Source organism: Blastopirellula sp. SH421 (assembly GCF_057808535.1).
In genome coordinates this window covers 5617232-5642573 of record NZ_CM173712.1, presented here as the reverse complement: position 1 = coordinate 5642573, position 25342 = coordinate 5617232, and the positions used below count along the sequence as shown (strand labels likewise).

Here is a 25342-nt window from a genome sequence, read left to right as displayed (position 1 = left end):
CAGCACTTTAGTAGGTCCGCCATTCAAAGTACTGCTGGTGGTAGCCGGTGTGGCCTGTCCAATGGTTGCGAGTCGCACAAGTGCCGAAATAGCCATAGCTATAGGCTGGTGTGCTGACCGCGTATCCGTACCCTTGGTTGTAGTGTCCGTAGAAGGGGGCCACGTTGGACTTTTGCGGCGTCAGAATCAAATAAGATGGGGGAGCGGCCTGGCTGATCGCAACCATGGCGATACTAAGCGTCAGTGATGCCAAGAGCGTGCGGATCATAGGTAGCTGCCTTGCTGCGGTAGAAAACGTTGCGCTGGTGCAACTTTCCTATGCATCGGCAATTACGGCATGAGCGGCTGATCGATGCTTGCTTTGTTGTTTGGATTTTCATCCGCTTGGTCGGTTTGGTTCGATTTTGCCGATTATTCCAGTGCTTGCTTACTCGAGTGAACGTCCGATCGCATAGACTTCCTCTGCATTGAGAACTAGGTCATTTTGCTCAAACAGCCGCGCGAGCGCTCGCTTGTGGATCTTCATCTTGGTTCCGCCGACGCCGATAGCGCCATAACAAATCCGACCATCGCGATCCTTCCCCTTGTCCATCGGATCCACTCCTTCCAGTCCGACCGGCGGAGCGGCGTTCAAATCAATCAGCACTTGCAGGGCGGACGCTTGTTTCCACGTCGCGTGATCGGCAAGCCGCACCTTGGCGGCGCCGGCTGCGATGACAACCGCCGCCCCTTGCAGCGCCGCGGCCAAACTCTCGTCGTTGTCGATGACGAACGGTTGGAAGGCGCCCTTGGTGACATCGGCCTGCAGGGTCTGACAGACGGCTGTCGCTTTTTCCAGCTTGCGCGAAGCGATGCGTACGTTGGCGCCCTGTCCTGCCAGCAGCCGCGCTGCGCGCTGTCCTACCGGTCCTGTTCCGGCCAAAACCAGGGCTTCGGCTTTGTCGAGCGCAAGATGCCTACCAGCGGCTAGCACGGCCGCCGCTGCGGTCGTATTGGCGCCATTGGGATCAAACAGCACCGAGACTCGCAGCGGTCCAAAGAAGCTCTCGACTGCCGCAGCGAGTAAGGTCTCGGCCAAAGCGACATCGCTGCCGCCGATAAAGATCGCCGAGTTTTTTAGCTCAGCAGGCGAGCGTGTGAAGATCAGCCCGTACACCAGATCGCGAACCTGGGACGCGATGACGCCACCGTGACGAAAGAGTTGATCCACGCCGGAGTCGACCGCGACTACGCTGTCGAAGGTACTGATTTGCGAGTCAGGATCGAGCTGCAACAGAACTTTGGAGGTCGACATAGGGGAGAGCTCACCGGGCAAAAAAGAAAACCGCCCGGGAAGGGACGGTTTTCTGAAATTGTCGAAAGAACAAACGCATCAGACGACTTAGAAGCCGCGGAACGGATGGGCCGCTTTGTCTTTGCCGGCCAAGACTTCGTCGATGGTCGGTTTGCCGGCCATGGCTCCGGCGATCGCCGCTTTGGTCGCTTCGTAGTTATAGTCGAAGATTTTCTTGTCGTCGTCTGCTTCCCAGTGAATGAAGACGCCGCACACGATCACGAGATCTTCGCATTGATCTTTGGGGATGACGCCAGCTTCGACCGAGTCAGCAACCGCTTTGGCGACAGCTGCTTGGGCCGGGCCAAACATTTGAGTCGCTTGCTTGGCGCCTTTGATGGTGACTTTGGTGATCGTGACGGTCGCCGGTTTGACCAACAGATTGGGTTCGAGCACGGCAAGCAGGTTGGAATGCCCTGCGGTTTGGGTCGACAAGGCGCTGGCGAATGCAGCGCCAACGGGACCGCTTTTGGAACCGATCATGAGATCAATGTGGGCGATTTCGTTACCATCGCCGGCGAGCGCTTCGCCAATGAACATCGACATGCGTAGTTTCTCCCAGAAGTGAAATGAGGATGGAGCGTCCCGAAGGGGGGCGGCCACTTGGGGAAAGGCTCTCGGGGCGGCATCCCTAGCAGCGCACAATCGCGATAAAAAGAGCGCGAAACGCATCGGGTCGGGGCGATTGCCGTAGAGCAAACTTATCAAACCCCCACGCGATTGCAACCATGGAAGCACGGCGGGGCAAGACGCGCATAAAAGACCGCCGCGGGGCAAATGCCACGCGGCGGCGCGTGCAACGGCTGTGCAGAAGCAAAGGCGAACGCTACTTCACCAGTTTCAAGGGACGGTGCCCAGCCACTTGACGGAAGATCTCAGTAAGATCCTCCGAGTATTCTTCGACCGATTGACCGCCGGGAACGTTAAAGTGGCGCCCACCGGTGATTTCGGCGACCTGATCCATTAACGCCTTATCGGCTCCGGCGCCGAGACTGATGGTGAGGATGATGTAGCCTTGATCCGCACACAGGTAAGCTTCATTCAGCACATACTGCTTGGCTGCGTTGTTATTGACGCCGCCGTTTATCCAGTTCGCTTGACCATCGGTCAGCAGCACAATCATCTTGACGGCCCCTTTGCGACCACGAGCTTGCAATTCCTCGCGGCCAACGGTCATTCCGCCACCGATGTTGGTGTAGTTGTGATAGTGTCCCGCTTGGCGTTGTCGAGCCTGGGTCATGATGAACGGCAAGTTATCGGTCAGGGTCGATTCGAGCAGTCCATCGCCGTCCGGCGCGTTGTAAACCGCCAGCCCAATTCGGTCTTTTCCATCCCCTTCTTGCATAAAGTGAATGAACAGATCGACCGAGTTCTTGACCGCAGTGATCGGCTGAGCGCTGGCTTTCCATAAATCAGGGGTCGAGTCGTGCGAATACTGTCGCTCTAGCAGGTAATTGATCCAGTTGAAGTAGCCAAAACGATAGCGATAGCCGGCATTGTTGTTTTGACCTGTTCCCAGGCAATAGTTGATGTAGTCGTTCCAGCTTCCGCCGGGATAGGGATACGAGACGTTATCGAGCCCTAGCGCCGTGCGAAACGTGTTGATTCGTTGACCGTCAAAGTCAAACGTTTGCACTTGGTCCGAGTTGTTGGCGTTTTTACCGCTTGTTACCCAAACGTAGCGGACCTCTCGTCCAGGATTGGCCGTATAGTTCTGAGACGTACCGGGATTATAGGTGTAGGTCGATCCATTGCTGGTTTTGACCCTAATCTCCTTGATTGACTTGCTAGATTTGACGATGACCGAATTGCCGCGGTAGGTGACCGAAGCATTGGCTTGTCCGCTTGACTGCGGCTCTGGCCCTTGGACCACGGCGTACTCTGGTTCAAACTGCAAATTTCCAAACTGGGGCGATCCCAAATCGCCGTACATCTGCAAAGAGTTGCTGCGTACATGATCGTAGCCCAGTTTGCTGATCGCATTGAATTCGCTGTCGTCATTCATCGAGCCGGACAAGTCAAGCACTAGCATGATGTCGCGAGTCTGATAGGTGGCGATCGACTCAGCGGTGATATTAAAAGAGTCGCGACCGAGCAAATGGCCAAAAAAGAAAGGCATATTCTCGTAGCTCATCCGAACACTGACCGTCGACGGGTTCTTTTCGGTGGCGACCATCTGCTGCGTGCTATCGTTCCATTCGCCAATGGTTAACTGCAGGCCATCGCCATACTTGGTCAGAAAGTGTTCGACGTTGTCCGATGTGTTTCCTTCCGTAAATTCCTGCCATTGGAGACCGACAGGATTGTGCGTCAGATATTCGTGCACCGTATTGGTGGCGATCTCTTCGCCCTCAATCAATGAGCCGGCGCCGGCGAGCGCTGCGGCGTCGACCGATCGTTGCAACTGCGATTGCATCGTAAACATGTAGCCTACGTCCACACTGAGGGCCATAAAGCCCATCATCACAATCATCAGTACGGCGGCTAATACGACGATTACCCCGCGCCTTGGCGTAGGACGTACGCCCGAGGGTTTTTCTTGATCGCTACGCTGGGACGACATTTCGACTCTCCTGCAAGTGGTTGGGCGAATGGGCGCAGCAGCCGACAATCCGGCGCTGACGCGGGTATCATGAATAAACTCGTGGGGAGAGTTTTGGCTTCGAGACGCTTCGTGCGGTTTCGTCGCTTTATAGGAACGGAAGGCTCGCGCCTGCCGCAGCAATGAGAACGTAGAAAAGGAATAGCCGGTCGAAATGGAAGCAACAGTGTCCTTGCCCAATGGAAACCATAGCTCGAAAACGGATCGTGGGTCGCCGCGGAGAAAAAAAATCGTAAAAATCGTCGCGAACCTCCCATGACCTCCCCTCCCCTGCCCTTGCGGATCGCCGTTGTGGGAGCGAGTTGTCGTGCGGCCGTCGCCTGTTTGCAACGCGGCGGTTTTGACGCAGTCGCCGCCGATCAATTTGCGGACTCCGACCTACGGCAAATGGCCCCGACCACGCAATTGGGCCGCTATCCCGACGAGATTCCCACGTGGTTAGCCAGTACCGATGCGACCCATTGGATCTATGTTGGAGGGCTCGAAAATCATCCAGAGGTCCTCTCCGCCGCCGCCGCGATCCGCCCTTTGCTAGGCGTTAGCTCCCCTGCTCTGCCGGCGATTCGTGATCCTTTGATCTTGCAGGCGCAGCTTCAAACTGCCGGGTTTCAATTTCCTCTGACCCAAGTCGATCCTCACGGCGAAGGTCGTTGGTTGGTGAAACCACGGAGTTCGGCCGGCGGATTGAATATTCGTGTCTACTCGCAGCCAGTGCGAGATGCGGACGTGGTTTACCAACGATTTATCTCGGGCCGCTGCTTTGGCGCTGCGTTTGTCGCATCCGCAGGAAAGGCGCACTGCCTGGGCGTGACGCGGCAATTGATCGGAAAAAAATGGGGCGCACCGCAGCCGTTTCAGTACGCAGGCTCCGTCGGGGGTATCCAGCTACCGCCCTCGCAGCAACAACAGCTTCAACAGCTTGCCGATCACTTGGTCGAAACGACGCAACTTCGCGGGCTATTCGGCATCGACTTTATCATCCGTGCCGAGCAGCTCTGGCTGTTAGAGATCAATCCTCGGTTTACGGCCGCCATGGAGCTGTTGCCGGCCGACGTGATGCGTCTGCATCTGGCGGCTTGGTTGCCGGAGGTAGGCGGCACAGAGCTAGTATCGGCGACTGATTCTACCAGTGGCGCACGAGGAAAGTTGTTCGTTTTCGCGCCGTGCGACATTGTCTGGACATCAGCTCTCGAAAGCTCGCTGCTTCGATCCGCGGCGGAAATGTCCGTGGAAATCGCCGATATACCGCTGCCAGGAACGCCCATTCCACACTCGGCGCCGGTAATGACGTTGCTCGGCTGCGGCTCTAACCCAAGCGAGCTAGCGAGTCGACTTGGTCAAGCAAGGAAGCAACTACTCTTTAGGGCTGTTCGATAGCAGTCTGGCGAGGATGTAGGCAAAAAATATCTTATACAAAAAACTTTAGACTGGATCGGGAGCTCCCTTACATGATATTCTGTGGTTTCGTAACACCCGTTGCTATCCTTGGATACTTCTTAAGAGGTGGAAAATGCGGAGTTCTAGAAAACATAAGGCCTTCACGTTGGTCGAGCTGTTGGTGGTCATTGCGATCATCGGCGTCTTGATCGCATTGCTGCTCCCAGCAGTCCAGCAAGCTCGCGAGGCGGCACGTCGCTCGAGCTGCACCAACAACATGCGGCAATTGGGATTGGCGCTCCACACATTTCACGACACCTACAGTCGCTTTCCACCGGGAGGTTCCGATGATCGGCGCCCCTTTGGTAATCGTGATACTGGAGGCGGTTGGGGGCCATCCTGGTTAGTTTTTCTCTTGCCGGGAGTTGAGCAGAGCGTGCTCTTCGACAAGCTGCGACTTGACCAAGGAAACTCGGGCTGGGGTAACGTCAACAACGTCGATCAGATGAAAGGGGCGAAGCTGAATGCCTATATCTGCCCTTCAGTTCCGTACGAACCGATCGCCGCTAACCCCGGTTCATTTACCGCAGGCGTCGTGGGGGATGTCACCTCACCCTCTTACGTTGGCATCTCGGGTGCGATCAACGGTCTGATCACCGGTTACAACGAAACTCGCACTAACGCAGGCACATCTGGCACCGAAGGGTGTTGTTCTGGTGGAATCGTGAGCGGCGGCGGGATGTTGTTTCCGTTTGGCAAACTGACGATGGCGTCCGTTCAAGATGGAACCAGCAACGTGGCGATCGTCGGCGAACATGGCGACTATCTGATTGCGAAAGATAACTCGAAGAAAACTTGGCGTGGAGGAATGCCGCATGGGTTTTTCATCGGCGCCCATGGGGATGGTACGACAGATCGCAAGCCGCCGAATTATTATTCCAACGGTGATGCTCGGACGTTCAATCAAACGACGGTGCGTTACAAGCTGAATCAGAAAACGGGCTGGGATAACGGCGACGGAACCTGCATGTCGACCGGCGTCTGCAGCAACTTTGGAAACAACATCCCGCTGAACTCTTCGCATCCCGGCGGATTAATGATGCTGTACGTCGATGGTTCGGTCCATTTCGCCGCCGATACGATGGCGCTGCAAGAAGTCGCCAAGATCGTCACACGCGATGATGGTTTGGTCCTCTCGGGGACTTGATTTTGATTTAGCTCAGAACAGATTCACGAACCTTGGGGATCATGCGGATGACCTTTCGAACCAATCTAACTTTACTCAACAGTATCGTACTCCTGATCGTCTTCGGCATCGGTGGATGTAGCCCAGCCGGCGATTCCACCGTGCAAATCGGCGGTCAGGTGACGTTGGACAATGCTCCTTTAGAGAGTGGAACGGTCTATTTGCGGCGCAAGGATGGAGAGTTCTTCAGCGTCGATGTCAAAGATGGCAAATTTGTCGGCGAGGCGATGCCGGGAGAATACCGCGTTGAGATTTCGGCGATTCGAGAAGAAAAGCCTGATGCAAACGCGGTAGCCATGTATGGAGCCGATGCGCCTCGGCGGCAGATGAATTATATTCCGGCCAAGTACAATACCGATTCGACGCTCACCGCGACCATTGATGCGCAGGGAACGAAAGATTTGAGTTTTGAGCTAGAAGGGAATTAACCTCGCCGTTTTCGCTCTTCGGCCTCGGCCATCGCTGCTTCTAGCTCAGCCTTGGTCGGTTTCCAATTACGACCGGCGTGCTGTGGCTGAAAGTCCTCGACTTCAGCCAGACGCGCCATTTCGCGGGTTGCCTTTTCCATGATCTCTTGCGGTGAGCCGATCGAAGTATCGATCGGCTCACCGATTTTGACGATCACGCGAGCCGTCATCATGAAGGCGCTTTGCGGCGTGCGATCGTAGGGGGCGCCGATGATATAGATCGGCACGATCGGTACGCCTGCATGCTGGGCGATCATCGCAGCGCCGGGCCGAACCGGCAGCAAAAATTGATCGGTCATGTTGATTCGCCCTTCGGGCAGCACGCCGACCAATTCGCCAGCTTTTAGCAAATCGATCGCCGCCCGAATCGCTTTGGTGTCGCGCCCTCCACGATTGGCGCCGATTGCGCCCGATTGTCGTAAAAACCACGACAGGGCGGGGTGTTCGACAAACTCTCTCGCGACCATCCAGTGGACGACGCGATGCGCCGCAACTTGAATGAAAAATGGGTCGGCGCTGCTACGATGGTTCGCGATCAAAACGGCGCCTTGGCCGATCGGAATGGGCAAATTAGGCGGAATGGATGTCCTCCACCAGCAGCGGGAAAAGGCAATGTTGATGCAAGCAAGGATGTAGCGCGGAAATGTATAGACGCGCCGCGACCAGCCGGCCAGCCACCAAGCGGCTGGGATCGCCAGGATCGAGATCAAAAACAGAGCTGAGATAATGTCGCGAGCCAACGCGGCGTGTCCGATTCGAATAGGAACAGAAATCAAAATGCAGATTGGAATTGTGAGCGATACGCACGGTCAGGTCGAGTTCACTCGTGCGGCAATTCGAATGTTGGATTCATTTGAGGTGACGCAGGTGATCCATTGCGGCGACATCGGCGGGGTCGCAATCGTCGAATTTTTCACGAAATGGCCGACACATTACGTCTTGGGGAACGTCGACAGCGACTTCGAGCAGCTCCAGGCGAAGATCGAATCAACCGGGCAAAATTTTTGCGGAATGTTTGGCCAACTGACGATCGTCGGCCGAAAAATCGCCTTTTTGCATGGACATGACCAGAACCGGCTTCAGTCGACCATCGAGTCAGGCGTGTACGATCTGGTTTGTCATGGTCATACGCATCAGGCCGCCGACTATTGGGTTGGCAAGACGCGCGTGCTAAATCCCGGTGCGTTGTACCGCGCCCGCCGTCATTCGATTGCGATTGTCGATTTGCCGGAGATCGAAGTGAACATCATCCCTGTTTAAGCACGCGCCCCGGCACGATGATCTGCTTCGCGCTGCAGTGCTTGGCGTACGCCGACATACGTTTGATGGGCTTTCATGCAGGCTGCGCGAAATGCTTCGGGGCGGCTGACCCCTTGCAGACGGAAAGTCTCGATCTTATCGAGATAAAAGATCAAATCGCCGCCGTGGTACCAGGCCTGACCAGGGCAGACTTCGATGTCGATCCGATTGAAGCGATCGAGTTCGATCCAGCGATCCGGTTTGCCGTCCAGGCCTTTCTCGATGATCACACGGCGATTAGTCAAGCGATAGTGCGTACCGACGATAGGCGCTGCGTGCCACAGATAAATTGCGGCGCCGAGCGGACTGGTCGCCAGCGCTAGCAGATTGCCGACGGTGACAAAGCTGAAGCCTTTGTCAATTTCGTACAAGCGGCCGAGCGTACGCCCCAGATTAGTGGCTCCATTGGACGGCCAAACCGTCATAACGCTGGATTCCGATCCGGCGCTGGGAGCAACTCCGGCGATGGCCTGGGACATCAGCGATCTTTCTAGGGAATGCAGGGGGGGGGACGCTGGATTAACTTTGCCTAGTCTATCAGACAAGGCCCAGGAGCGACCAGTAGATTTGACGGTCGAAGGGGGCTTAAATCCGCCTTTGGAGGACGTGCCAGGCGACGCCGCTGAAAGTGAATATCGATCCGAAGGCGATGACGCCGATCAGCAGCGGCATGTTGATCCCGCCGTCCCCGCTAAAGACGACGCAGTAGAGGACGCCGAGTACTTCGATGACACCGCCGAAAGCGATTAGCAGTAGAGAAAGTGGATTCATCAGAGTGTCTAGTAATGGGGTGGAGATTGCGTTTCTAGGTGATTCGTGAACTTCAGAGAAATCTTGCTGGAAAATGCGAAGCATCGTTTGTTCCAAGAACGGAGCGAGGAGGTTGCGATTCGGCTCACTTTGTCTTCAAGAGGATCCCGTGCCCAATCAAGATGCCGCCAACTGACAACAAACACCAACCGACCCAACTTTTGGGTCGAATCATGTGCCGCTGGTCGGTGTTCTCGACGATCATGCTTTGCAGCGCACCTTCGGTCGTAGCGGTAGACGGTCCCGCATGCCGAGACAGCAATCGTGTTGCAGCCGGAGTCAGTGTGAACGATTCGACCGATTTCACCGTGACGCCGGCCAGCAGCAAGATTATGCCGAGATAGATCGCATGCAGCGGCCAATCGCCTCCTTTGTGCGCCACGTACTCCTCCTGATATTGCTTGCTTTTAGAACAACAACGCAACCGCGCCTAGCGCGAGCAGACCCACAGCAACCCAATCGCGCCGCGTCCAAAACTCGCTCTTGCCATTGTAGCGAACGTAGTCGAGCAGCGCGCCGGTCGGACAACCGAAGCGGCAATAGGCCATCGGCGTGAAGAGCGACACGACCAGTCCGACGATCGCCACGGCAATCGTTCCCCAGCCGGCGATATGCCAAACATAGGCGTCAAACGGTTCGATATCGACCAAGCTAAAGGACCAGCGAGCGGCAGCCACCAAGACCACCCATGCTAGCAACACGCTGGGAATCGCTTTCAACCAGGGGAGGAGTTTTTGCGACGGTTTCCATTGCCACTTGAGCCGCCGCTTGGTCCATTGCTGCACAATGCCGTGAGGACAGAGATGGCTGCAATAGACGTTGGTGCGCGTAAAGATCGGCAGCGCCAACGCAGCGCCGACCAGCAGCACCAAACCGACTGCCGACTTCCACGGCACTCCGTTTTGCGCCCAACCGACTAACAGCGCCTGCGACACAAAGTCGCCGTTGGCGAAACCGAGATAGACAAAGACCACGATCTGAAATGGAATCCGCGCCCAAGGTTTGCCGCGCCACGGACTAAACGCCAATAGCACGCCGATGATCACCACGGCGATTGTTTTGTAGTCGCGTTCATGCAGGCGAATCTGGTTTTTCTCGGCGGCCGCCACCTGCGTCTGGCGTGATTTTAAATACGAGTCGGCGGCCGCAATTACGCCGCCGCCAACCGCTGTGCTAGTCATCGTCGCGCCCGATACGCCTTCGATCTGATCGGCAACGAGATCAACTCCTGCGAGCTCTTCCAGCGATTTGCCGTTGAACAGACCCAGGAAGTAATCGTCCTCGCGTACATAGTCGACGTACGGCTCATTGTCATAACTGCGCGTCATCACCAAGCCGCTCACTTTGTCTTCCGCATCGAGGCCGATCAGCATCTCGGTCGGACCTTGATAACCGACCAAGTTATCGGCCGCTGGCGACGTCCGCAACAATTTGCTCGACGGCGTTGAGCCAGAGTTCTTTACGATCAGCAGCGACGGATAGCTTGCATCCGGCTCTACCGATTCGGCCTGCGGAAACAGCTTGTGGACGACCTCTAACGGCGGCAGATCGGGGAACTTCAATGACTTTTGCCCACCGCCGAGACGCCGCTGCACCGCTTCGATCATCGCCAGACTGGTCAACGTTGCCCCTGATACGCCGTCGATGTTGGTATGGGCAATGGCTTGGTCGCGGGTCAAACCGTCAAGAAGATGCAGGAATTTTTCATTGCGTTCGACCTCGCGAGCATGTTCGCGCGTGTCGCGGCTTGAAAGGATCGCTAAGCCGATGATCGTATCATCCGGCGAAAAGCCGATCAGCACATTGGTGGGCCCCGAAAAGCCAATCGCTACATCACCGGCCGGAGAAGTTTGAAGCACGCGGCCGAGTGAAGTGCCGGCGGCATTTTGTACGGCGCCTTCGTCCGTCACCAGAGCAGCGGTGGGAAAGATCTGTTGGACCTTGCCGATCTCTAGCACCGGCGCCGGACCATTCTCGGCAGGCGCATGCAGCGTCGCCGCCAAGTGAATGATCAGCGCGATGGCGACCAAAATCAGCACGCGCCCGGCATGGACGATAGGTCGCCAGGCCGGGCGTCGCGATTGCGGCTCGGTCATTTACTTCTTGGCAGGTACTAGCTGGACCGCGTCGGCATGAACGTTTCCGCCTGCACCGGCTGTTGCGACGACGATGGTAACGACTTCCCCTTTGTCGAGCTTCAGTTCGCCCAGGGAAAGAAAGCCCCCTTCAATGGGCGGAGCTTTTTGCTGGTTGATTTTGACTTCCAAGCGTTCGTTTTTCGTTTCGACCAACACCGGAACCGTTTTGCCGCGGTTCTCATGCGGTTGGTAGGCGAAGCGAACGTCATAGAGGCCGGTCTTGGGAGCTTCGACAGCAAAGCGAACCGCTCCGCCGCTGTCGCCGCTGGCATATAAGTAGCCGTAACCAACATATCCTTTCAGTCCGGTGCCGACGGTCCAATTGCCGATCCGTTCTGCTTCGACGTCATCAACCACTGTGCCGGCCAGCTTGCTGGGATCCAGACCGGTGGGCGGGCCATTGGGGCCGGCCAGGGCAGGGATATCATCGGGGATCTCAATCTCGTCGTTCAAATCGGCGCGATGGGCTTTGCCGGGAAGCTTGAGCAGCGTGTCCATCTCGGGCCAATACCGTTCGTACACTTCTCGCGGCGTGCAATTATAGGTGGCGCAAATGCTGGCTGCTTTGCCGACCACTTCGCCCATCATGCCGCAGGTTTTCATCACGCGGACAGTCCCCAACGCTTCATGGTCAACGCTGATGCAGCGACCTGCCATGAAGAGGTTGTCGATGTTGCGTGAGTAGAAGCAGCGATACGGAACCGGATAGCCAAAGTTGCGATCGACTCGCTGGTCGTGAACGGCGATCGAGATGAACGGGTTATCGGGGAACTTTTCGGCGTACTGCTTTTTCGGGTAGTGGAGATCAATCGACCAAGTGCTGGGCACGCAGCCGTCCGAGAAATCACGCTTGCTGATGATGTCGTCTTGATTCAACACGACGTCTCCTTGCAGCAGTCGCGATTCACGTGGCCCGCCGACATAGGCGATCCAGGTCAGATAGGCCGGTTTGTGCTGGGCGGCGCCATCTTTGTTTTTCATCGCGTTAAACGCGCCAAAGACGGCGCGGAGGTTCCAGTCACGAATGCCTTCGGCGTCTCCGAGAGCGTCTTTGTCAAAACCGCTTTCCCAGAACCACTGTCCGTGATGGTCACGCGGATAAGGGAAGTCTTTCATGGTCAGGTCCAGCGCCCACGGCGTATCCGGAAACTCACGCGGTTGTTCGGCTTCGTCCCAGGCCCACATGTTGCTCATGCCCATGCGCCCCTTCTCGGCCATGTCAAAATCAGCGCCAGCGAGAAAGCCAATCGTGCCGTGACCGGTGCAATCGACGTACAACTTGCCGGTGAATCGTTTTTGCTCGCTGGTGCGCGTATCAAAGGCGTAAACGCCGGCGATCTTCTTTTCGCCGTCCATATCCACTTGATAGGCGTGATGATTCAGAAAGAGATCGATGTTGGGCTCAGCGCGAACGATCGCTTCCTTCTTGGCGTCGCCGAATTCTTCGTAGGTGCCCGGCGATTTTTTCGCGTGGTCGCTGAACTCTTCGATGATCTCACCCACGCGAGGGAATTTGCCGCGACGGATGTTGCCCATCGCCCAAACGCGAACTTCGCTCGAACCATTGCCCCCTAAGACGGGGCGATCTTGAATCAGCGCGACTTTACAACCCATGCGAGCCGCCGAGATTGCGGCGCCCATGCCAGCATAGCCGCCTCCGACCACCACCAAGTCGTATCCGCTCTTTTCGGTCGGCTTTTCCTCTAGGCCCAGCAAGCGACTGCGCCAAGCCGGCAAGATTGCGTCTTCGTTCGGAGGGGGCGCGTCTTCTTTCGTAAAGTAGATCGCGTCGCAACGTCCGTCGAAGCCGGTCAAATCATGCAGCTTCAACTCAACTTCTTTCGCATCGACCGTTACCGTTCCGCCGGCTTGCCAGGCCCAGTCGGCGCCTTGCGTGCCAAAGGTCTCGCTCAACGGTTTGTTATTGACCAATAGTTGAAATCGACCCGGCGTGCCGGGGGCATTCCAACGAGCGACCCAGTCTTTGGTCCGCACAAAGACCTTGTACTCGCCGGTCTCAGGAAAGGTGATCTGCGCCGTCGCGTCTTTTACCGGAGTACCAAGTCCATGAGCGAGCAGATAGGGCGAACCCATCTCGCGAATGAACTGCGTATCCAGTTTCCAGCCGCCGGGCTGATCAAAGCTCTCAGCTTCGATCAATACTGATTGGCCGAACGCCGGAGCGACTAATGCGAACAACAAGAGAGCGGGAAGCAGTCGGCGCACGACGGATTCTCCAGATGCAAAGGAGGAGAGGCGGGATTCTACGAAATGTGAAGGCCGTAAGATATTACAGCCTAGATCCCAATTTTACACTGACATCTCGTCCCAAGATACTTCTCTTGCTGATTTTCGTGCGTCTCTTTCGCGATCGGGTTGCTAGAAGCGGGGATGAGGAGCGGCTGGGAGCGTTCCTGAGTCGAAGGGAACCGTAACATCGGGCGATTCAAGGGACAGCAGTTGCTCAACCATTGTTTGCGTGTCGTCAGCGTAGTTCGAGATCCGTAATTCCCATAAAGGGCGAATCACCCCGGTTGAATCAAATAATTCTGGCCCGAAGCACGACATAATTGCCGCTGTGATCTGTTGATTCAAATGGGGATGAGCCGGCGTGTCGATTGTGCTGCTGCGAAACGCATCCAATGCCGAAGCAAGCAGCAACGGCCAGCCGGCGCTGTGCGAGCCATCGCGGGCTTGTTCGCGAATGTCACGCGAAAACTCTTGGACGCGATCGTTATCGAAACCCATATTTTTGACGTCGGTCTCCACGGTCACATAACCCAGCAGCATGTCCGTCCAGCGTTCGGTCCGACGTCGCAGCCGATTAAGTTTGACCGCTAGATCGGCGTCGAGACCGCGACCGTAAACCATCAGATTGAGCGCCCGGTTGCGGGCCTCCAAGTGACCGATAAAGACGCTGCGAACGGTTGCTTCGGACGATTCGTTCTGGTGAATCCGGTCAAAGGCGATACACAACGCGGTCCAAACACGGGTCAGCACATCGCTAATCAAGATTTCTTCCAGAATGGGACGGATCGTATCCCAATGTCCCGGTAACTTGGCGGTAGGAGCCTCTTTGACGCTGTCTGAATGCTCTTTGAGCAAACGTCCCCAGCGATCCAGCCGTGCTTTGGAATGGGTCCAGTATTGTTCAAGCCCCTTCGGCGAAATCTGGTTCATCGTGCGAATTTGAAGCGGAGCGTGGGTCGCCAGCAGGGCAGCCAACTGGACTTGATCTCGTGCGTGCATTCGTTCGGTTCTTCGGCTTCAGGCGGTGAGAGAGGGCAGATGAAAATGAGTCGCGAGAGCCCGAGGGGACAAGGGCTCTCGCGACAAGCAGCAGGGCCTGGGTGGGGAAGGGGAGAAGCGTCAGGCGATCGAAAGAAGCAATTGCACTTGCTGGGCCAAAACGTGGGGAGAAACGGGGGAATCTGCGCAAGTCGTCGCTAATAAAAGGGTTGTGAATGCCGGCTTTTGGATGATCCTCGCGCCGGTGTGGCTTTTTAGAATCATTTCGAAATGCCGCATGTTGTTACGGTGCAACAACGTAGCGTTAGATCATCGTAGAAACATGTGTTGTCTTGTTTGCGTTTTTAGCGCGACTACGGCATGATGAAGATCTCTTATCCCAACTCCCATCCGTTCAGGGCGATTCCTTGCCTCGATTCGTTGGTTACCTGGCGCTCGCCATGCTGCTGCATACGGTAGTTCCCTTGCTTGCGCAAGAGGAAGGGCCGTCCCCATGGGAGCAACAGGGGTTGGTGAAATATGGCAAACGCTGGATCTTGCCGACGGAAACTAACTTGGCCCCCGAGCTGCGTCAGCTTGATTCGCTGGAGCAACAACTCAGCTTCTTTCAGCGGCAAGTCAATCTGGCCAAGGATGACAATGCCAAGCAGTGGAAAAAGCAACAAGAGACGCTGGCCGGCATTGATCGCCTGGCCAAGCACTTGAAACAACATGCTGTCGGCAGCGATCAGGAAAAAGAACTGGCTCACGAAATCGATCGACTTCGTAATATGGCCCGCAGCGCTGGCCACGCCGTCGAGCCGACCAAGTTAGCCGCTCAACCTAATGTTCGCGAATTGTTGATGCAACAATCGCAATTGTTAGCGACCCTGGCGACACGCACCTTTCAACTGCGTGCGGCCATGGTAGAGCTCGATCAGCGTTACGCGCTGATTCGGGCCGAACTGCCCCAAGCAGAACAAGAGGCGATGGGGCCGTTAGAGCCGCTGGCTCGTCGCTTGGGACGCGTAGCGCGGTTTGAAAAACTGGCCAACCAAGACCAGCTTCCGATCTTTCTGCAAAATGGACAACCGCGGGTTGCCGCGGTGCTAGATCAAGACAATCCACAATTCTTTACCTGGATTCCGCAAGGACAAGAAATAGTTTTGACCGCCAACATGGCCCAGAGTTCGGGTGTTCGATGCACGCCAGAAGAGGGATTCGAGGTCGTGCTGGACCGCCAAAAAGTGAAGGTCCGACGTGGTCGAATTGCCGCGCTGCGAGTAGGGCCGGTATTGCTGCAGGATGTGGCTGTGTCGATCTTGCCTCCAGAGCAAGAGCATAGAGGCGGATTTCTGGGCGGTAAATTGTTTCAGAATTTTCAGCCCCACTTGTCTTTAGAAGACCTTGCGCTGCGGTTTGATACAGGGGCGATGGAAGCGACGGCCGATCACTAAGGTTGGCGGACTCGGAAAACTTTTCCGATTCTAACCGTCAGGTAAAGCATTCTCAGGTTTGCGGGCGTCGCTTCCGACCTTAGTATGAAGGGAAACGCCCAGGCGATGACGTTGTTTCAGATTTAACTGAGCTTATAATTACTACGTCAAGGTGTTTCGGTAGGAGAAATGCGGGTTGGCCGGTAAACCCAAGATCCTCTGTTTGTGCGCTCCAGGTGGACAACACTCTGTGCTGGAGCAATTGCGCACTGACTATGACATCACGGAAGCGCAAACTCCGTTGCGCACCTTCGCGCTTTTGAAAAATCAAGAGTTCGACGGCGTTTATATCTGTACGGACTACTTTGATGACTCTGCTCGCATCGGCAACTTGCTGCAAAACGAGCGGATCCTTGAGGGGATGCCCGACGGCGTCACGATGCTTGATCGTGACAATACTGTCCTCTGGGCCAATAGTTGTCTGCAACGTTGGGCCGGCGGCGAAGATGTCGTAGGCCGCAACTTTTACAGCGCCCTCAATAGCCCTGAAATACTTGGTCCTGACTTTTGCCCGTTCCATACGGCGCTGACATCCGGACGACCAAGCACTTCGACGTTGCGTACCGAAGAGAATCAGTATTACCAGGTGCATGCCGCGCCGGTCATTACTACCAACGCACCGCCGAAGAACTTGATCGTCACGATCCGCGACGTCACCGAAGAAGTCCTCCAGCGGCAAAAGCTGGAAGCGATTCATAAGGCCGGCATCGAACTGGCCGATCTGACGACTGAAGAGATCTTCAATATGGAGGTCTCGGAGCGGATCGAACTGCTCAAGTCCAACATTCTGCATTACACCAAAGACCTGCTCAACTTTGATGTGATCGAGATTCGGTTGCTCGATCAACGCACCGGTGAGCTTGTCCCCCTCCTTTCGGTCGGTATCGACAAAGAAGCGGCCGAGCGAGAACTGTACGCCCAATCGACCAATAACGGCGTGACCGGCTTTGTCGCTTCCACCGGCAAAAGCTATCTGTGCGAAGATACGCAGTCTGATCCGTTGTACCTGGAAGGTTTTAAAGGCGCCAAAAGCTCGCTGACCGTGCCGCTGATCTTGCATGACGCGGTCATCGGCTCGTTTAATGTCGAAAGTCCCGAACCCCGGGCCTTTACCGAAAGCGACCTCCAGTTCCTTGAGATCTTCTGTCGCGATCTGGCTTTGGCGCTGAACACGCTGGAGCTGCTGTCCGCCCAACAGGCCAATACCGCCCAGGCCAGTGTCGAAGCGATCCACAGCGCTGTCGCATTGCCGGTGGATGAAATCCTGAACGACGCCGTCAACGTTATGGAGCGTTACATCGGCCATGATGAGGAAGTTGTCGATCGTCTTCGCCGCATCATTCAAAACGGTCGCGACATCAAACGCGTGATCCAAAAAGTGGGCGAACGGATGACTCCCAGCAAAGCGGTTCCGGCGTCGGTGCAGCCGGAGGTTCGTCCGCGCTTGCGAGGAGCTCGCGTACTGGTCGTCGACGAAGACGAATCGGTCCGCAGCGCCGCTCATGCGCTGTTGGATCGCTATGGCTGCGATATCGAAACCGCCCATGACGGGGCCGAAGCGCTTTGCATGGTGCGTGCCGGTCTACATGGAATCGGCTACGACGTGATCATTTGCGACGTTCACTTGCCAGACATGTCCGGCAATCGCTTGTATCAACGGCTCAAGGATGTTGTCACGCCGGTGCCAATGATTTTGATGACCGGATTTGGTTACGATCCCGGCCACTCGATTGTCAAAGCTCGTCAGACCGGACTGCTGCCGAACGCCGTTCTCTACAAACCGTTCCGCTTGGATGACTTGCTGGCGACCGTCGAACGAATCATCGAAGCGTACGCAAATCAGCCCCAAGTCGCCTCGCAATAATCCTGCTTGGCGATTTAGCTGGTGCAAACGTCCTCGGGCAGAGTTTCGGTTGTCCGGCAACATTCGCCGTTGACCCAAGTGACCCCGCCTGATGCACCCTCTCCTAGTTTGGTTGTTGATTTCGCTTGCTGTGGCCGGGCATCTGGCGTTGTGGACTCGCATCCATTGCTACTTCCATTCGCTGCCTTGGAAGCAAACAGTGATCGACTGGATCGAATTGGCGATCATGTTCATCACCGTCGCCACGCCGTTTGGATTCGCGGCCTATTTTCTGTGGGGGCCGCCGCTTAATTGGAATAGTTTCGCCGTCTGGACCGAATTGCCGCTCCTTTACTTTTGGGCCTGTTGGACAGGACTGATCGTTGCGTGCGGATTGTGGGTTCAGCATCGATATGACGAACTACACGCCGCGAACTACTTTACCGGCCAGACGCTCGCCCGGGTCGATCTGGCTCGTGAGTTTGGCATTGCTGAACTTTTGGTCCCCAAGTTACGACTTGCTCAGCGCTTTCCCGGCAATCAAATCTTGCAATATGTCGTGATTGAGAAGCAGTTATTTCTCCCACGATTGCCGGCGGCGCTCGATGGCTATACCATCACCCACCTTTCGGATTTGCATCTGACCGGCAAGTTTCTCCCGTCGTTCTATCAGCACGCATTTGAGGCCGCCAATCAACTGCAGTCTGAGCTGATGGTGATCAGCGGCGATATTTTTGATGTGGATCGTTGCATTTCTTGGAGCGAGTCGACGCTCGCTCAATTGTCGGCGCCAGATGGCGTCCATTTTGTGTTGGGAAATCATGACACGCGCCTCACGAACATCGATCTGGCCCGCGCAGAACTTACGAGCCACGGCTTGGTGGATCTAGGGGGACGTTGGTTAAAAACGACGGTCCGCGATACGCCGATCATCTTGGCCGGCGACGAGGCCCCATGGTTATCGACGGTACAGGCCATAGACGTTTGCCCGGTTGAGGAAAATGGCGAGCGAATTTTTCGCTTGCTTGTTGCGCATACGCCTGACCGTTTGCATTGGGGCGCCACGCACGATTTTGATTTGATCCTGGCCGGCCACAATCACGGCGGTCAGATTCGTTTACCGGTGATTGGCCCGTTGATCAGTCCCAGCCTTTACGGGGTGCGGTATGCCAGCGGCATCTTCTACCAACCTCCTTCTGTGATGCACGTCTCCCGGGGGCTCTGTGGTACCTTCCCCCTCAGATTTCGCTGCCCTCCCGAAATCACCCGGCTCATCCTGCGCCGCAAAATGTAGGTCCGGCCTCGGCCTGATGCAGCACTAGACCGCCGCCCATTTTATAATCTAATTGCATGCACCGAACCGCGAAGGATCCGACATGACCCTACCCAGCTGCGTTGTCGGGACGAACGCGCCAGAATTCCATCTGCCGGCGGTCACGCCCGATCTGCGTCACACGCAGATCCAGTCTGCCGACTATCGCGGACGCTGGCTGGCGCTGTTGTTTTATCCGCGTGACTTTTCGTTCGTCTGTCCGACCGAACTGACCGGGTTTAGCGCAGAAAAATCGCTGTTTGACCAGCGCAATTGCGAGCTGTTGGGGATCAGCATCGACACGATCGAGTCGCATCTTGCCTGGCTGCAAACGCCTGCCGGAGAAGGAGGAGTCGCAGGCCTGCAGTTTCCTCTAGCTTCTGACTTGCAGGGTGAACTGTGCAAGCGGTTTGGGATCTGGCGCGACCAAGACCAACTTCCTAATCGCGGATTGTTCCTGATTGATCCGAGCGGAATGCTGCGCTACGCGGCCAGTTATGATCTGAGTGTCGGCCGCAATGTCGAGGATGTCCTACGGGCCTTAGACGCACTTCAAGCCGGCGGCGTTTGCCCGGCCAATTGGAAACGGGCCGACGGTCTTCTGGATGTCGCGGCGCTGCTGCAGCCAGGCCGCGTCTTGGGGCATTACCGCATCGACCGCGAGTTGGGCCGCGGCGCCTTCGGTCAGGTTCTAGCGGCAGAGGATCTACGTCTGCAACGCAAGGTCGCACTCAAGGTGATCTCGCAACAAGATAGCCAAACCGAAACCAAACTCCTGCGCGAGGCCCGCTCGGCCGCAGGCATCAATCACCCGAACGTCTGCACGGTTTACTCGGCCGATACGATTGATACGCTGCCGACGATCGTGATGGAGTATCTAGAAGGGCGTCCACTGGTCGACGTGATTGGCCAGGGATTCGACCAACGCAACTTCCGGCAGATGGCCCACAAAATCGCGCTAGGCTTGGCCGCTGCTCACGCCCAAGGAGTCGTCCACGGCGACCTGAAACCGGCCAACATTTTGCTGCGCGGCGCCAACGAACCGGTCCTCGTCGATTTCGGCCTCGCCCAGTCGCTACGCCACACCGCTACGCATCCCACGCCGACAACAGAAGTCGCGCCAAATAGTAGTAAGTCGCCACACAATCCAGACGAGACCCTTGAGTTTGCCGAGGTGACCGCCACCGCTTCCCAAGCAGGCGGAATCTCCGGTACGCCAGCCTATATGTCGCCGGAACAAGCCAGCGGCCAGCGCCTGAGCGAATCGAGCGACATCTTCTCGCTGGGCCTAATCTTCACGCACATGCTCAGCGGCACAGCGCCAATGAGCGACCTCTCGGTGCTGGAGATCATCACTTCCTTGCAGCAAAGCGATTTCGTCGAGTCGCTGGTGGAGAAAATCCCTCACGCCTATCGAACCGATTTGATCGACATGCTGGCGATGAACCCGGATGAGAGGCCAAGTGCGGAGGATGTTTGCCAGCGGATGGGGTAGCGGGAAGTGCGAGTGCCCAAGAAGGAAGGCTTGTTTGCATTATGTGTTATTAAATTCGAGGATGGACAAATGAAGCTCCTGGGCTATTGGATTACCGCACTCGACGATGAGGATTACTTGTTGCCGCAAGAGTTCGTCGGCGATTACGATCCGCGGACTCGACGAGCGATCGCTGACTATCTTGACTCCGCACAAGTCTTCGACGTCTGTCGAGGCTATTCATGGTGCCGGTTCGGTTGTGAAATTGGAGATGCCATCGGGCACCGCGAAATGACCGATGGTCATTGGATCTGGCCCGAGGGACTTTCGCACTACGTATTTGATCACGGCGTAATGCTGCCGGATGTATTTGTGGCGAGAGCTTGCGGAGGTGTACTGGAGACTTCCGTTACCTCAAGCGATTCCTGGGAGAAAACCGTAGATAGTTCGTTCTGGAAACAGTGGTGCGCCGTAAATCGATCTGGCGAGTTTGCCTCACGAATTAGCGCAGCTCGCAAGCTAGCCGATACACAAGCCGCTCAGGCGAGAGCTAAGGAAATCGCTGCAGAAATCGCTCGTCTGGGACTTTCTGATACTCGCTGCCAAATGCGTGGCTGCGATCATTTTGCCTTGAATGGCATCGTGTTCTGCGGCGAGTGCGATTCTAAGAATTCCGGCCAGTGGAGATCGCGAGAATTCTACGATATCGGTCCATTAATACGTGAGTGATTCTGTACATGGTGTTGTACTGATTGGTTGTTCCGGCAAGAACGTGTCACGGATTTCGAGTCAGTTTTTGATTCTCCGCGAATCGAAAGCAGGTGATCCCATTTTCGCAGCAATGAAGTTGCGTATCGTCAGTGAAATCAACGCCAATGACAATCCTATCGCCATGCCTAATAAACAGAATACCGGAGTGGAAAGGTTGGGGCTCCATATAGAAAGCAAGAGTCCCAGCAAAGCTGTCGGTACGATCACGGTTGCATAGACCAAGCTGATTTTGCTAGCCCCGCTGATTTTTCTCGCGGCGTAAGCACTTAAGGCGACCCCCAAGAGCACAAACCCATCTCCGCGAAATGGATGCGCGAACAGCCGATTGGCTGCGCAAATTATCAGCCCACACAGCAAGCCAACGACGACAACACTGAGATCGTCGCCGGAGAGCCATTTTTTCAGTTCGTTCTTCATTTCAAATCGATGCCGGAATATCTATTTGATTTTTGGTCACGCTGGATCGCTGCGACTATTTAAGCCATCTCGCGGCGTTTGGTTGCTTTGGCAATCCAATGAACAAACAATACCGCCGCCGCTCCCATCGCAAGCGGCGCGACAAGAATCATGCCAAGCATCGCTTGAATTCGGGTCAGATCAGGCAAAATTGCTTGCAGTGCGTCGGCGAGCGGTACAGCGGGGCAAATCTCGAAGCCGGGCATAGCCAACAGCAGCATCATGATCACCGGCGCACCGATCGCGGTCTTCGCAGCAAGTTTGTAACGAGTATAAAACAGAAAGTAATAGGCGCCGTTTAAATAGGCCGTGAACAGAATGATGCAGGCAAGATCAAAAGCGGTCATTTGATGCGTCTCCTGCGATGAACAACGGCGGGCGGGCTCTACAGATTATAGTAAACTCGGCCTGCTCTGCCCGGAGTTTTGGTGTGACTGAACACTAGCCCGCAGCGCCAGCGAGGGAAAGCGGTTGGCCACTTCAGATCATGTTCGTATCGCCAACCGTATTCCCTCGCTGGCGCTGCGGGCTAGTGTTGCGATTGTCTGGGATAGTGACGCTTTCGCTACAAATAAACGCGCCGGTTATAAATCCACCACTCCACCAACAGCACCACAATTGCAGCGGCGACGATCCATTTCCAGAAGTCGACGCGGACCGGTTCCCAGCTGCTTTGGCCGGCGATCGGTTCGCCCCAGTCGGTGGCTATCGCGTCGGCCGGCAGGATGTTGGATTCTTGGGCGTCGAAGATGTTGACCGAGAAGCTTTGCGTGACGTCGGGGCCGGAGCCTTCGCGGACGTTGTAGGTGCCTAGCTGGTCCGTTTCGCTAAAGCTGAACAGGTTTTGGCCCTCGCGCAGGATCGTGCGAACGCGGCCGGTGGGGGGCGAGATTTTTAGGTCGGCGACCGGGGTCGATGTGCGTAGTTCGACCGGCAGCCCGGGGCGGACGGAGAGATCAGCCGCGCCTTGTCGGACGTCCCCCAGATATTCGATCACGTTTTTGACAAAGACCGGAAAGCTTTGCCGTTTGGGCCATTCGGTGTTGTAGAGGGTCGAGCCATCTTTCTCGATCAAAAAGTTAAATCCAAGGACGGCGTCTTCAAACCCTTTGCGCGGTGCGATCGCCAACAGCGGACCAAACTGCGAATCGATCAGCGTCGCGCCTCCTTCGACTTCGACCGGATTGGCGTAGCCGATCATCACGTTGGTCATCTCGATAAAGTTCATCATCGGATGCGAATGGGCGATGTCGATCACTTGCGGCACGGTGACTTCTTCGCCCAGCTTCCACTGATCGCCTGGCGGGACGGCGCCCAGAAAGAGCGTGCTTGACTCGGGCATCACCTCCGGCGAGCAGTTGTCGTAGATGATCAGGTCATAGACGCCGGTCGCCGCTTCTTGCTTGTATTGGTCTCCTTGCAGGTAGCTAGGCTCGACCATGGTGGTGCGGGCCAAGCGTGTGATTGCTTCGGTCGCCATCGCGATGCGAAAGTAGTCGTTGCCGGGGGTGACCATCAGCACGTTGGCTTTGCGCGGGGGATTGATCGCGGCGTAGGCGATGTTGTCATTAGGAAGGACGTCGTCAACGTCGATCTGCAGACGCAGTTGCCCGGCATCTAGCTTGCCCAGTTCAAACTGAATCCCGGCGGCGCCTTCCTCAGGCAGTTTGACCGTTTGGGCGTCGAGCAGGTCATCGTTGTAATAGAGATTCGCCGTTAGCTCATCCGGCGCCGCGCCAAAGCGTTCGATGCGGGCATAGGCTTGTAGCTCATCGTTGCGATCGGGATTGCGCTGCGTGCTAAACGCGACAATGCCGACGTTGCCGCTGAGGGGGTCGCCGATCGGCACGTAGACCGGGGCCAGATTGCCAAACGTAAAGTCGGCGATCGGCGGGAATTGTCCATCGCTAAAGATGTAGAGAGTCGCTGGTTTGGCTTCGGCGACGCCTGCGTCACCTTCGCTAAACGCGGTTTGCCCTGGATTGGCCAAGCCTGAGGCCACACGCAACGCTTCGCTGATGTCGCTGACCCGATTGGTCGGTTCGATCGCGGTTAGCTTGCGCTGCAAGATGCGGCGATCGTCAGTAAAGGCCTGCTCGATTTTGGCTCGATCGGCAAAGCTGACCAGCATCGCAACGTCGCCTGATTGCATCTGATCGATCATCTCGGCGATGCGGCGTTTCGCTTCGGCCAAGCGGTCCTTTTGTCCGGCGACATCGGTCGAGCTCATGCTAGCCGAGTTGTCGACGAGAAAGACAAACCGATCGCCGATCAGCTTTTGTCCCTGGACGCCGGGGCGCAGACAGGCCAAGATCAACAACAGCACAAACAGCAATTGCAGCAGCAGCAAGATGCTTTGCCGCAGCCGCTGCCAAAGACTGTTGACGTGCAGATCCTCGATCGTGCGGCTCCAAAGATAGGTGCTGGGCACTTCGATCGGCTGACGACGGAGCTTTAAAAAATAGAGGGCGACAATCGCGATCGGCACGATGGCCAACAGCGTCCAACCCAACCAACCTAGCGTCGGTAAAAACATTAGCGAACGAGCCCCCGCTGACGCAGATACGAGGAGACGACTTGATCGGCAGGGGTTTCGGTATTGGCCAAGATGTAGGTCATGCCCCGTTTGGTGCAGTACGATCGGGCGCCGTCGACAAACGCGTTGAGCGTTTTTTTGTATTTCTCCAGCAGCGGCCGACTGACGGTGATCTCGGCGGCGTCGGCATCTTCACTGTCGACCAGTCGCAGATCTCCTTTGATTTGCTCTTCAGGATTCAGCTCGACCGACGACATGGTATGGATGACGTAAACGTCCATCTGCTGCGCGGTGAGAAAGCGGAATGCGGCCTCGTAGCCTGACTTGTCCATCAGATCGGTCAGGATGACCAACACTCCTTTGCCCTGGTTGCGTAGGCAGAACGACTTGACCGCTTCGAGCAGCGGGACATTTTCGCCGGGCGCGATCTGATTGATGTGATCGATCATCCGCATCAGGCTGTGCCGCCCTCGCAGCGTAGGCCCCGGCTTGCGAAGCGGCGTGCCGAACGATTCGCACTTGACCCGGTCAGCGCGACAGAGCCCGATGTAGCCAAGGGCCGCCGCCATCTGTTTGGCGAAGTGCAGCTTGGTCGGCTCGCCGAAGTCCATCGAAGTGCTGGCGTCGATCAGCGTAAAGAAGTGGAGGTCTTCTTCTTCGAGAAAGAGTTTGAGGAACAGCTTGTCGAGCCGGGCGTAGGTGTTCCAGTCGATAAACCGCAGGTCGTCGCCGTGAACGTAGTTGCGGAAGTCGGCGAACTCGACGCTTTGCCCTTTGCGCTTGCTACGGCGTTCGCCTTTCATGCGGCCACGAAAAATCTTCCGACTGACCAGCTCGAGACGTTCGAGCTGGGCCAGCAGTTTGGGCGAGAGCAATTCGGTCGGCGAAGTCGTCGTTACAGGCATACGCGTCAGTGCGTCCTCTTGCTTAGGGCGGCAAAGCGAGACAGGCGAG

The 25342-nt window shown here is 56.2% G+C and carries 24 protein-coding genes; 9 read left to right on the top strand and 15 right to left on the bottom strand.

What is annotated here, in order from left to right; all coding sequences use genetic code 11:
• Positions 1-7: 7 nt before the first annotated feature.
• The 4 genes from SH421x_RS22765 to SH421x_RS22750 form a co-directional block, all read right to left on the bottom strand.
• Positions 8-268 carry a hypothetical protein gene (locus tag SH421x_RS22765; RefSeq protein WP_488852313.1) on the bottom strand — a complete coding sequence of 87 codons (261 nt, stop codon included), beginning with the start codon at positions 266-268 and terminating at the stop codon, positions 8-10.
• 159 nt (positions 269-427) lie between these two features.
• A complete protein-coding gene (locus tag SH421x_RS22760; RefSeq protein ID WP_488852312.1) occupies positions 428-1294 on the bottom strand; it encodes a methylene-tetrahydromethanopterin dehydrogenase N-terminal domain-containing protein in 867 nt (288 codons plus the stop codon).
• Positions 1295-1381: 87 nt separating this feature from the next.
• Complete coding sequence (fae, locus tag SH421x_RS22755) at positions 1382-1879, bottom strand: formaldehyde-activating enzyme (protein ID WP_488852311.1); 498 nt, start codon at positions 1877-1879, stop codon at positions 1382-1384.
• Positions 1880-2159: 280 nt separating this feature from the next.
• Entirely contained in the window at positions 2160-3896 is a 1737-nt protein-coding gene (locus tag SH421x_RS22750) for a VWA domain-containing protein (RefSeq protein ID WP_488852310.1), read from the bottom strand.
• Between the two features lie 294 nt (positions 3897-4190).
• On the opposite strand from SH421x_RS22750, the gene SH421x_RS22745 reads away from it, so the two are divergent.
• The 3 genes from SH421x_RS22745 (at position 4191) to SH421x_RS22735 (ending at position 6986) form a co-directional block, all read left to right on the top strand.
• Entirely contained in the window at positions 4191-5312 is a 1122-nt protein-coding gene (locus SH421x_RS22745) for an ATP-grasp domain-containing protein (RefSeq protein ID WP_488852309.1), read from the top strand.
• A 133-nt stretch (positions 5313-5445) separates the two neighbouring features.
• On the top strand, positions 5446-6519 hold the full coding sequence (locus tag SH421x_RS22740; protein WP_488852308.1) for a DUF1559 family PulG-like putative transporter: 1074 nt from the start codon (positions 5446-5448) through the stop codon (positions 6517-6519).
• Positions 6520-6566: 47 nt separating this feature from the next.
• On the top strand, positions 6567-6986 hold the full coding sequence (locus SH421x_RS22735) for a hypothetical protein (protein WP_488852307.1): 420 nt from the start codon (positions 6567-6569) through the stop codon (positions 6984-6986).
• On the opposite strand, the gene SH421x_RS22730 is transcribed toward SH421x_RS22735, so the two are convergent.
• Positions 6983-7801: a lysophospholipid acyltransferase family protein gene (locus SH421x_RS22730; protein WP_488852306.1), complete on the bottom strand. Its 819-nt coding sequence runs from the start codon at positions 7799-7801 to the stop codon at positions 6983-6985. The genes SH421x_RS22735 and SH421x_RS22730 overlap by 4 nt on opposite strands.
• 1 nt (position 7802) lies before the next feature.
• Between SH421x_RS22730 and SH421x_RS22725 the strand changes: the two genes are divergently transcribed.
• Positions 7803-8285 carry a metallophosphoesterase family protein gene (locus SH421x_RS22725; RefSeq protein WP_488852305.1) on the top strand — a complete coding sequence of 161 codons (483 nt, stop codon included), beginning with the start codon at positions 7803-7805 and terminating at the stop codon, positions 8283-8285.
• Here the strand turns inward: SH421x_RS22725 and SH421x_RS22720 are convergent.
• From SH421x_RS22720 to SH421x_RS22695, 6 genes are all read right to left on the bottom strand, one after another.
• A complete protein-coding gene (locus SH421x_RS22720) occupies positions 8282-8803 on the bottom strand; it encodes a PH domain-containing protein (protein WP_488852304.1) in 522 nt (173 codons plus the stop codon). The two genes, SH421x_RS22725 and SH421x_RS22720, sit on opposite strands and share 4 nt — an antisense overlap.
• Positions 8804-8909: 106 nt before the next feature.
• Positions 8910-9095: a hypothetical protein gene (locus SH421x_RS22715; RefSeq protein ID WP_488852303.1), complete on the bottom strand. Its 186-nt coding sequence runs from the start codon at positions 9093-9095 to the stop codon at positions 8910-8912.
• Between the two features lie 124 nt (positions 9096-9219).
• Positions 9220-9516, bottom strand: a complete 297-nt coding sequence (locus SH421x_RS22710; protein ID WP_488852302.1) for a hypothetical protein — start codon at positions 9514-9516, stop codon at positions 9220-9222.
• 25 nt (positions 9517-9541) lie between these two features.
• A complete protein-coding gene (locus SH421x_RS22705; RefSeq protein WP_488852301.1) occupies positions 9542-11230 on the bottom strand; it encodes an FMN-binding protein in 1689 nt (562 codons plus the stop codon).
• A complete protein-coding gene (locus SH421x_RS22700; protein ID WP_488856476.1) occupies positions 11231-13489 on the bottom strand; it encodes an FAD-dependent oxidoreductase in 2259 nt (752 codons plus the stop codon). It lies immediately after the preceding gene.
• Between the two features lie 162 nt (positions 13490-13651).
• Complete coding sequence (locus SH421x_RS22695) at positions 13652-14521, bottom strand: hypothetical protein (protein WP_488852300.1); 870 nt, start codon at positions 14519-14521, stop codon at positions 13652-13654.
• Positions 14522-14928: 407 nt separating this feature from the next.
• Between SH421x_RS22695 and SH421x_RS22690 the strand changes: the two genes are divergently transcribed.
• The 5 genes from SH421x_RS22690 to SH421x_RS22670 all read left to right on the top strand — a co-directional run bounded on the left by SH421x_RS22690 (position 14929) and on the right by SH421x_RS22670 (position 21354).
• A complete protein-coding gene (locus tag SH421x_RS22690; RefSeq protein ID WP_488852299.1) occupies positions 14929-15957 on the top strand; it encodes a hypothetical protein in 1029 nt (342 codons plus the stop codon).
• Between the two features lie 175 nt (positions 15958-16132).
• Complete coding sequence (locus SH421x_RS22685; RefSeq protein WP_488852298.1) at positions 16133-17860, top strand: response regulator; 1728 nt, start codon at positions 16133-16135, stop codon at positions 17858-17860.
• 91 nt (positions 17861-17951) lie between these two features.
• Positions 17952-19133 (top strand): metallophosphoesterase, encoded by a 1182-nt coding sequence (locus tag SH421x_RS22680; protein ID WP_488852297.1) that lies wholly within the window; start codon positions 17952-17954, stop codon positions 19131-19133.
• 82 nt (positions 19134-19215) lie between these two features.
• Positions 19216-20646 carry a protein kinase domain-containing protein gene (locus SH421x_RS22675; protein WP_488852296.1) on the top strand — a complete coding sequence of 477 codons (1431 nt, stop codon included), beginning with the start codon at positions 19216-19218 and terminating at the stop codon, positions 20644-20646.
• 12 nt (positions 20647-20658) lie between these two features.
• Positions 20659-21354 (top strand): hypothetical protein, encoded by a 696-nt coding sequence (locus tag SH421x_RS22670; protein ID WP_488852295.1) that lies wholly within the window; start codon positions 20659-20661, stop codon positions 21352-21354.
• A 60-nt stretch (positions 21355-21414) separates the two neighbouring features.
• Here the strand turns inward: SH421x_RS22670 and SH421x_RS22665 are convergent, their stop codons facing one another.
• From SH421x_RS22665 to SH421x_RS22650, 4 genes are all read right to left on the bottom strand, one after another.
• Positions 21415-21813, bottom strand: coding sequence for a hypothetical protein (locus SH421x_RS22665; RefSeq protein WP_488852294.1), 399 nt, complete (start codon positions 21811-21813; stop codon positions 21415-21417).
• A 59-nt stretch (positions 21814-21872) separates the two neighbouring features.
• A complete protein-coding gene (locus tag SH421x_RS22660) occupies positions 21873-22199 on the bottom strand; it encodes a hypothetical protein (RefSeq protein ID WP_488852293.1) in 327 nt (108 codons plus the stop codon).
• 218 nt (positions 22200-22417) lie between these two features.
• The gene (locus SH421x_RS22655; RefSeq protein ID WP_488852292.1) at positions 22418-24388 is read right to left on the bottom strand and encodes a VWA domain-containing protein; all 1971 of its coding nucleotides are present in this window, start codon (positions 24386-24388) and stop codon (positions 22418-22420) included.
• Positions 24388-25293: a DUF58 domain-containing protein gene (locus SH421x_RS22650; RefSeq protein WP_488852291.1), complete on the bottom strand. Its 906-nt coding sequence runs from the start codon at positions 25291-25293 to the stop codon at positions 24388-24390. The genes SH421x_RS22655 and SH421x_RS22650 overlap by 1 nt, the downstream gene beginning before the upstream one ends.
• Positions 25294-25342 lie beyond the last annotated feature (49 nt).

Coding starts and splice junctions, on each gene's coding strand:
- fae (WP_488852311.1), bottom strand. CDS start 1,879: ATGTCGATGTTCATTGGCGAAGCGCTCGCCGGCGATGGTAACGAAATC.
- SH421x_RS22720 (WP_488852304.1), bottom strand. CDS start 8,803: ATGTCCCAGGCCATCGCCGGAGTTGCTCCCAGCGCCGGATCGGAATCC.
- SH421x_RS22650 (WP_488852291.1), bottom strand. CDS start 25,293: ATGCCTGTAACGACGACTTCGCCGACCGAATTGCTCTCGCCCAAACTG.
- SH421x_RS22680 (WP_488852297.1), top strand. CDS start 17,952: ATGCACCCTCTCCTAGTTTGGTTGTTGATTTCGCTTGCTGTGGCCGGG.
- SH421x_RS22735 (WP_488852307.1), top strand. CDS start 6,567: ATGACCTTTCGAACCAATCTAACTTTACTCAACAGTATCGTACTCCTG.
- SH421x_RS22660 (WP_488852293.1), bottom strand. CDS start 22,199: ATGACCGCTTTTGATCTTGCCTGCATCATTCTGTTCACGGCCTATTTA.
- SH421x_RS22740 (WP_488852308.1), top strand. CDS start 5,446: ATGCGGAGTTCTAGAAAACATAAGGCCTTCACGTTGGTCGAGCTGTTG.
- SH421x_RS22665 (WP_488852294.1), bottom strand. CDS start 21,813: ATGAAGAACGAACTGAAAAAATGGCTCTCCGGCGACGATCTCAGTGTT.
- SH421x_RS22750 (WP_488852310.1), bottom strand. CDS start 3,896: ATGTCGTCCCAGCGTAGCGATCAAGAAAAACCCTCGGGCGTACGTCCT.
- SH421x_RS22715 (WP_488852303.1), bottom strand. CDS start 9,095: ATGAATCCACTTTCTCTACTGCTAATCGCTTTCGGCGGTGTCATCGAA.
- SH421x_RS22765 (WP_488852313.1), bottom strand. CDS start 268: ATGATCCGCACGCTCTTGGCATCACTGACGCTTAGTATCGCCATGGTT.
- SH421x_RS22725 (WP_488852305.1), top strand. CDS start 7,803: ATGCAGATTGGAATTGTGAGCGATACGCACGGTCAGGTCGAGTTCACT.
- SH421x_RS22745 (WP_488852309.1), top strand. CDS start 4,191: ATGACCTCCCCTCCCCTGCCCTTGCGGATCGCCGTTGTGGGAGCGAGT.
- SH421x_RS22675 (WP_488852296.1), top strand. CDS start 19,216: ATGACCCTACCCAGCTGCGTTGTCGGGACGAACGCGCCAGAATTCCAT.
- SH421x_RS22705 (WP_488852301.1), bottom strand. CDS start 11,230: ATGACCGAGCCGCAATCGCGACGCCCGGCCTGGCGACCTATCGTCCAT.
- SH421x_RS22655 (WP_488852292.1), bottom strand. CDS start 24,388: ATGTTTTTACCGACGCTAGGTTGGTTGGGTTGGACGCTGTTGGCCATC.
- SH421x_RS22760 (WP_488852312.1), bottom strand. CDS start 1,294: ATGTCGACCTCCAAAGTTCTGTTGCAGCTCGATCCTGACTCGCAAATC.
- SH421x_RS22695 (WP_488852300.1), bottom strand. CDS start 14,521: ATGCACGCACGAGATCAAGTCCAGTTGGCTGCCCTGCTGGCGACCCAC.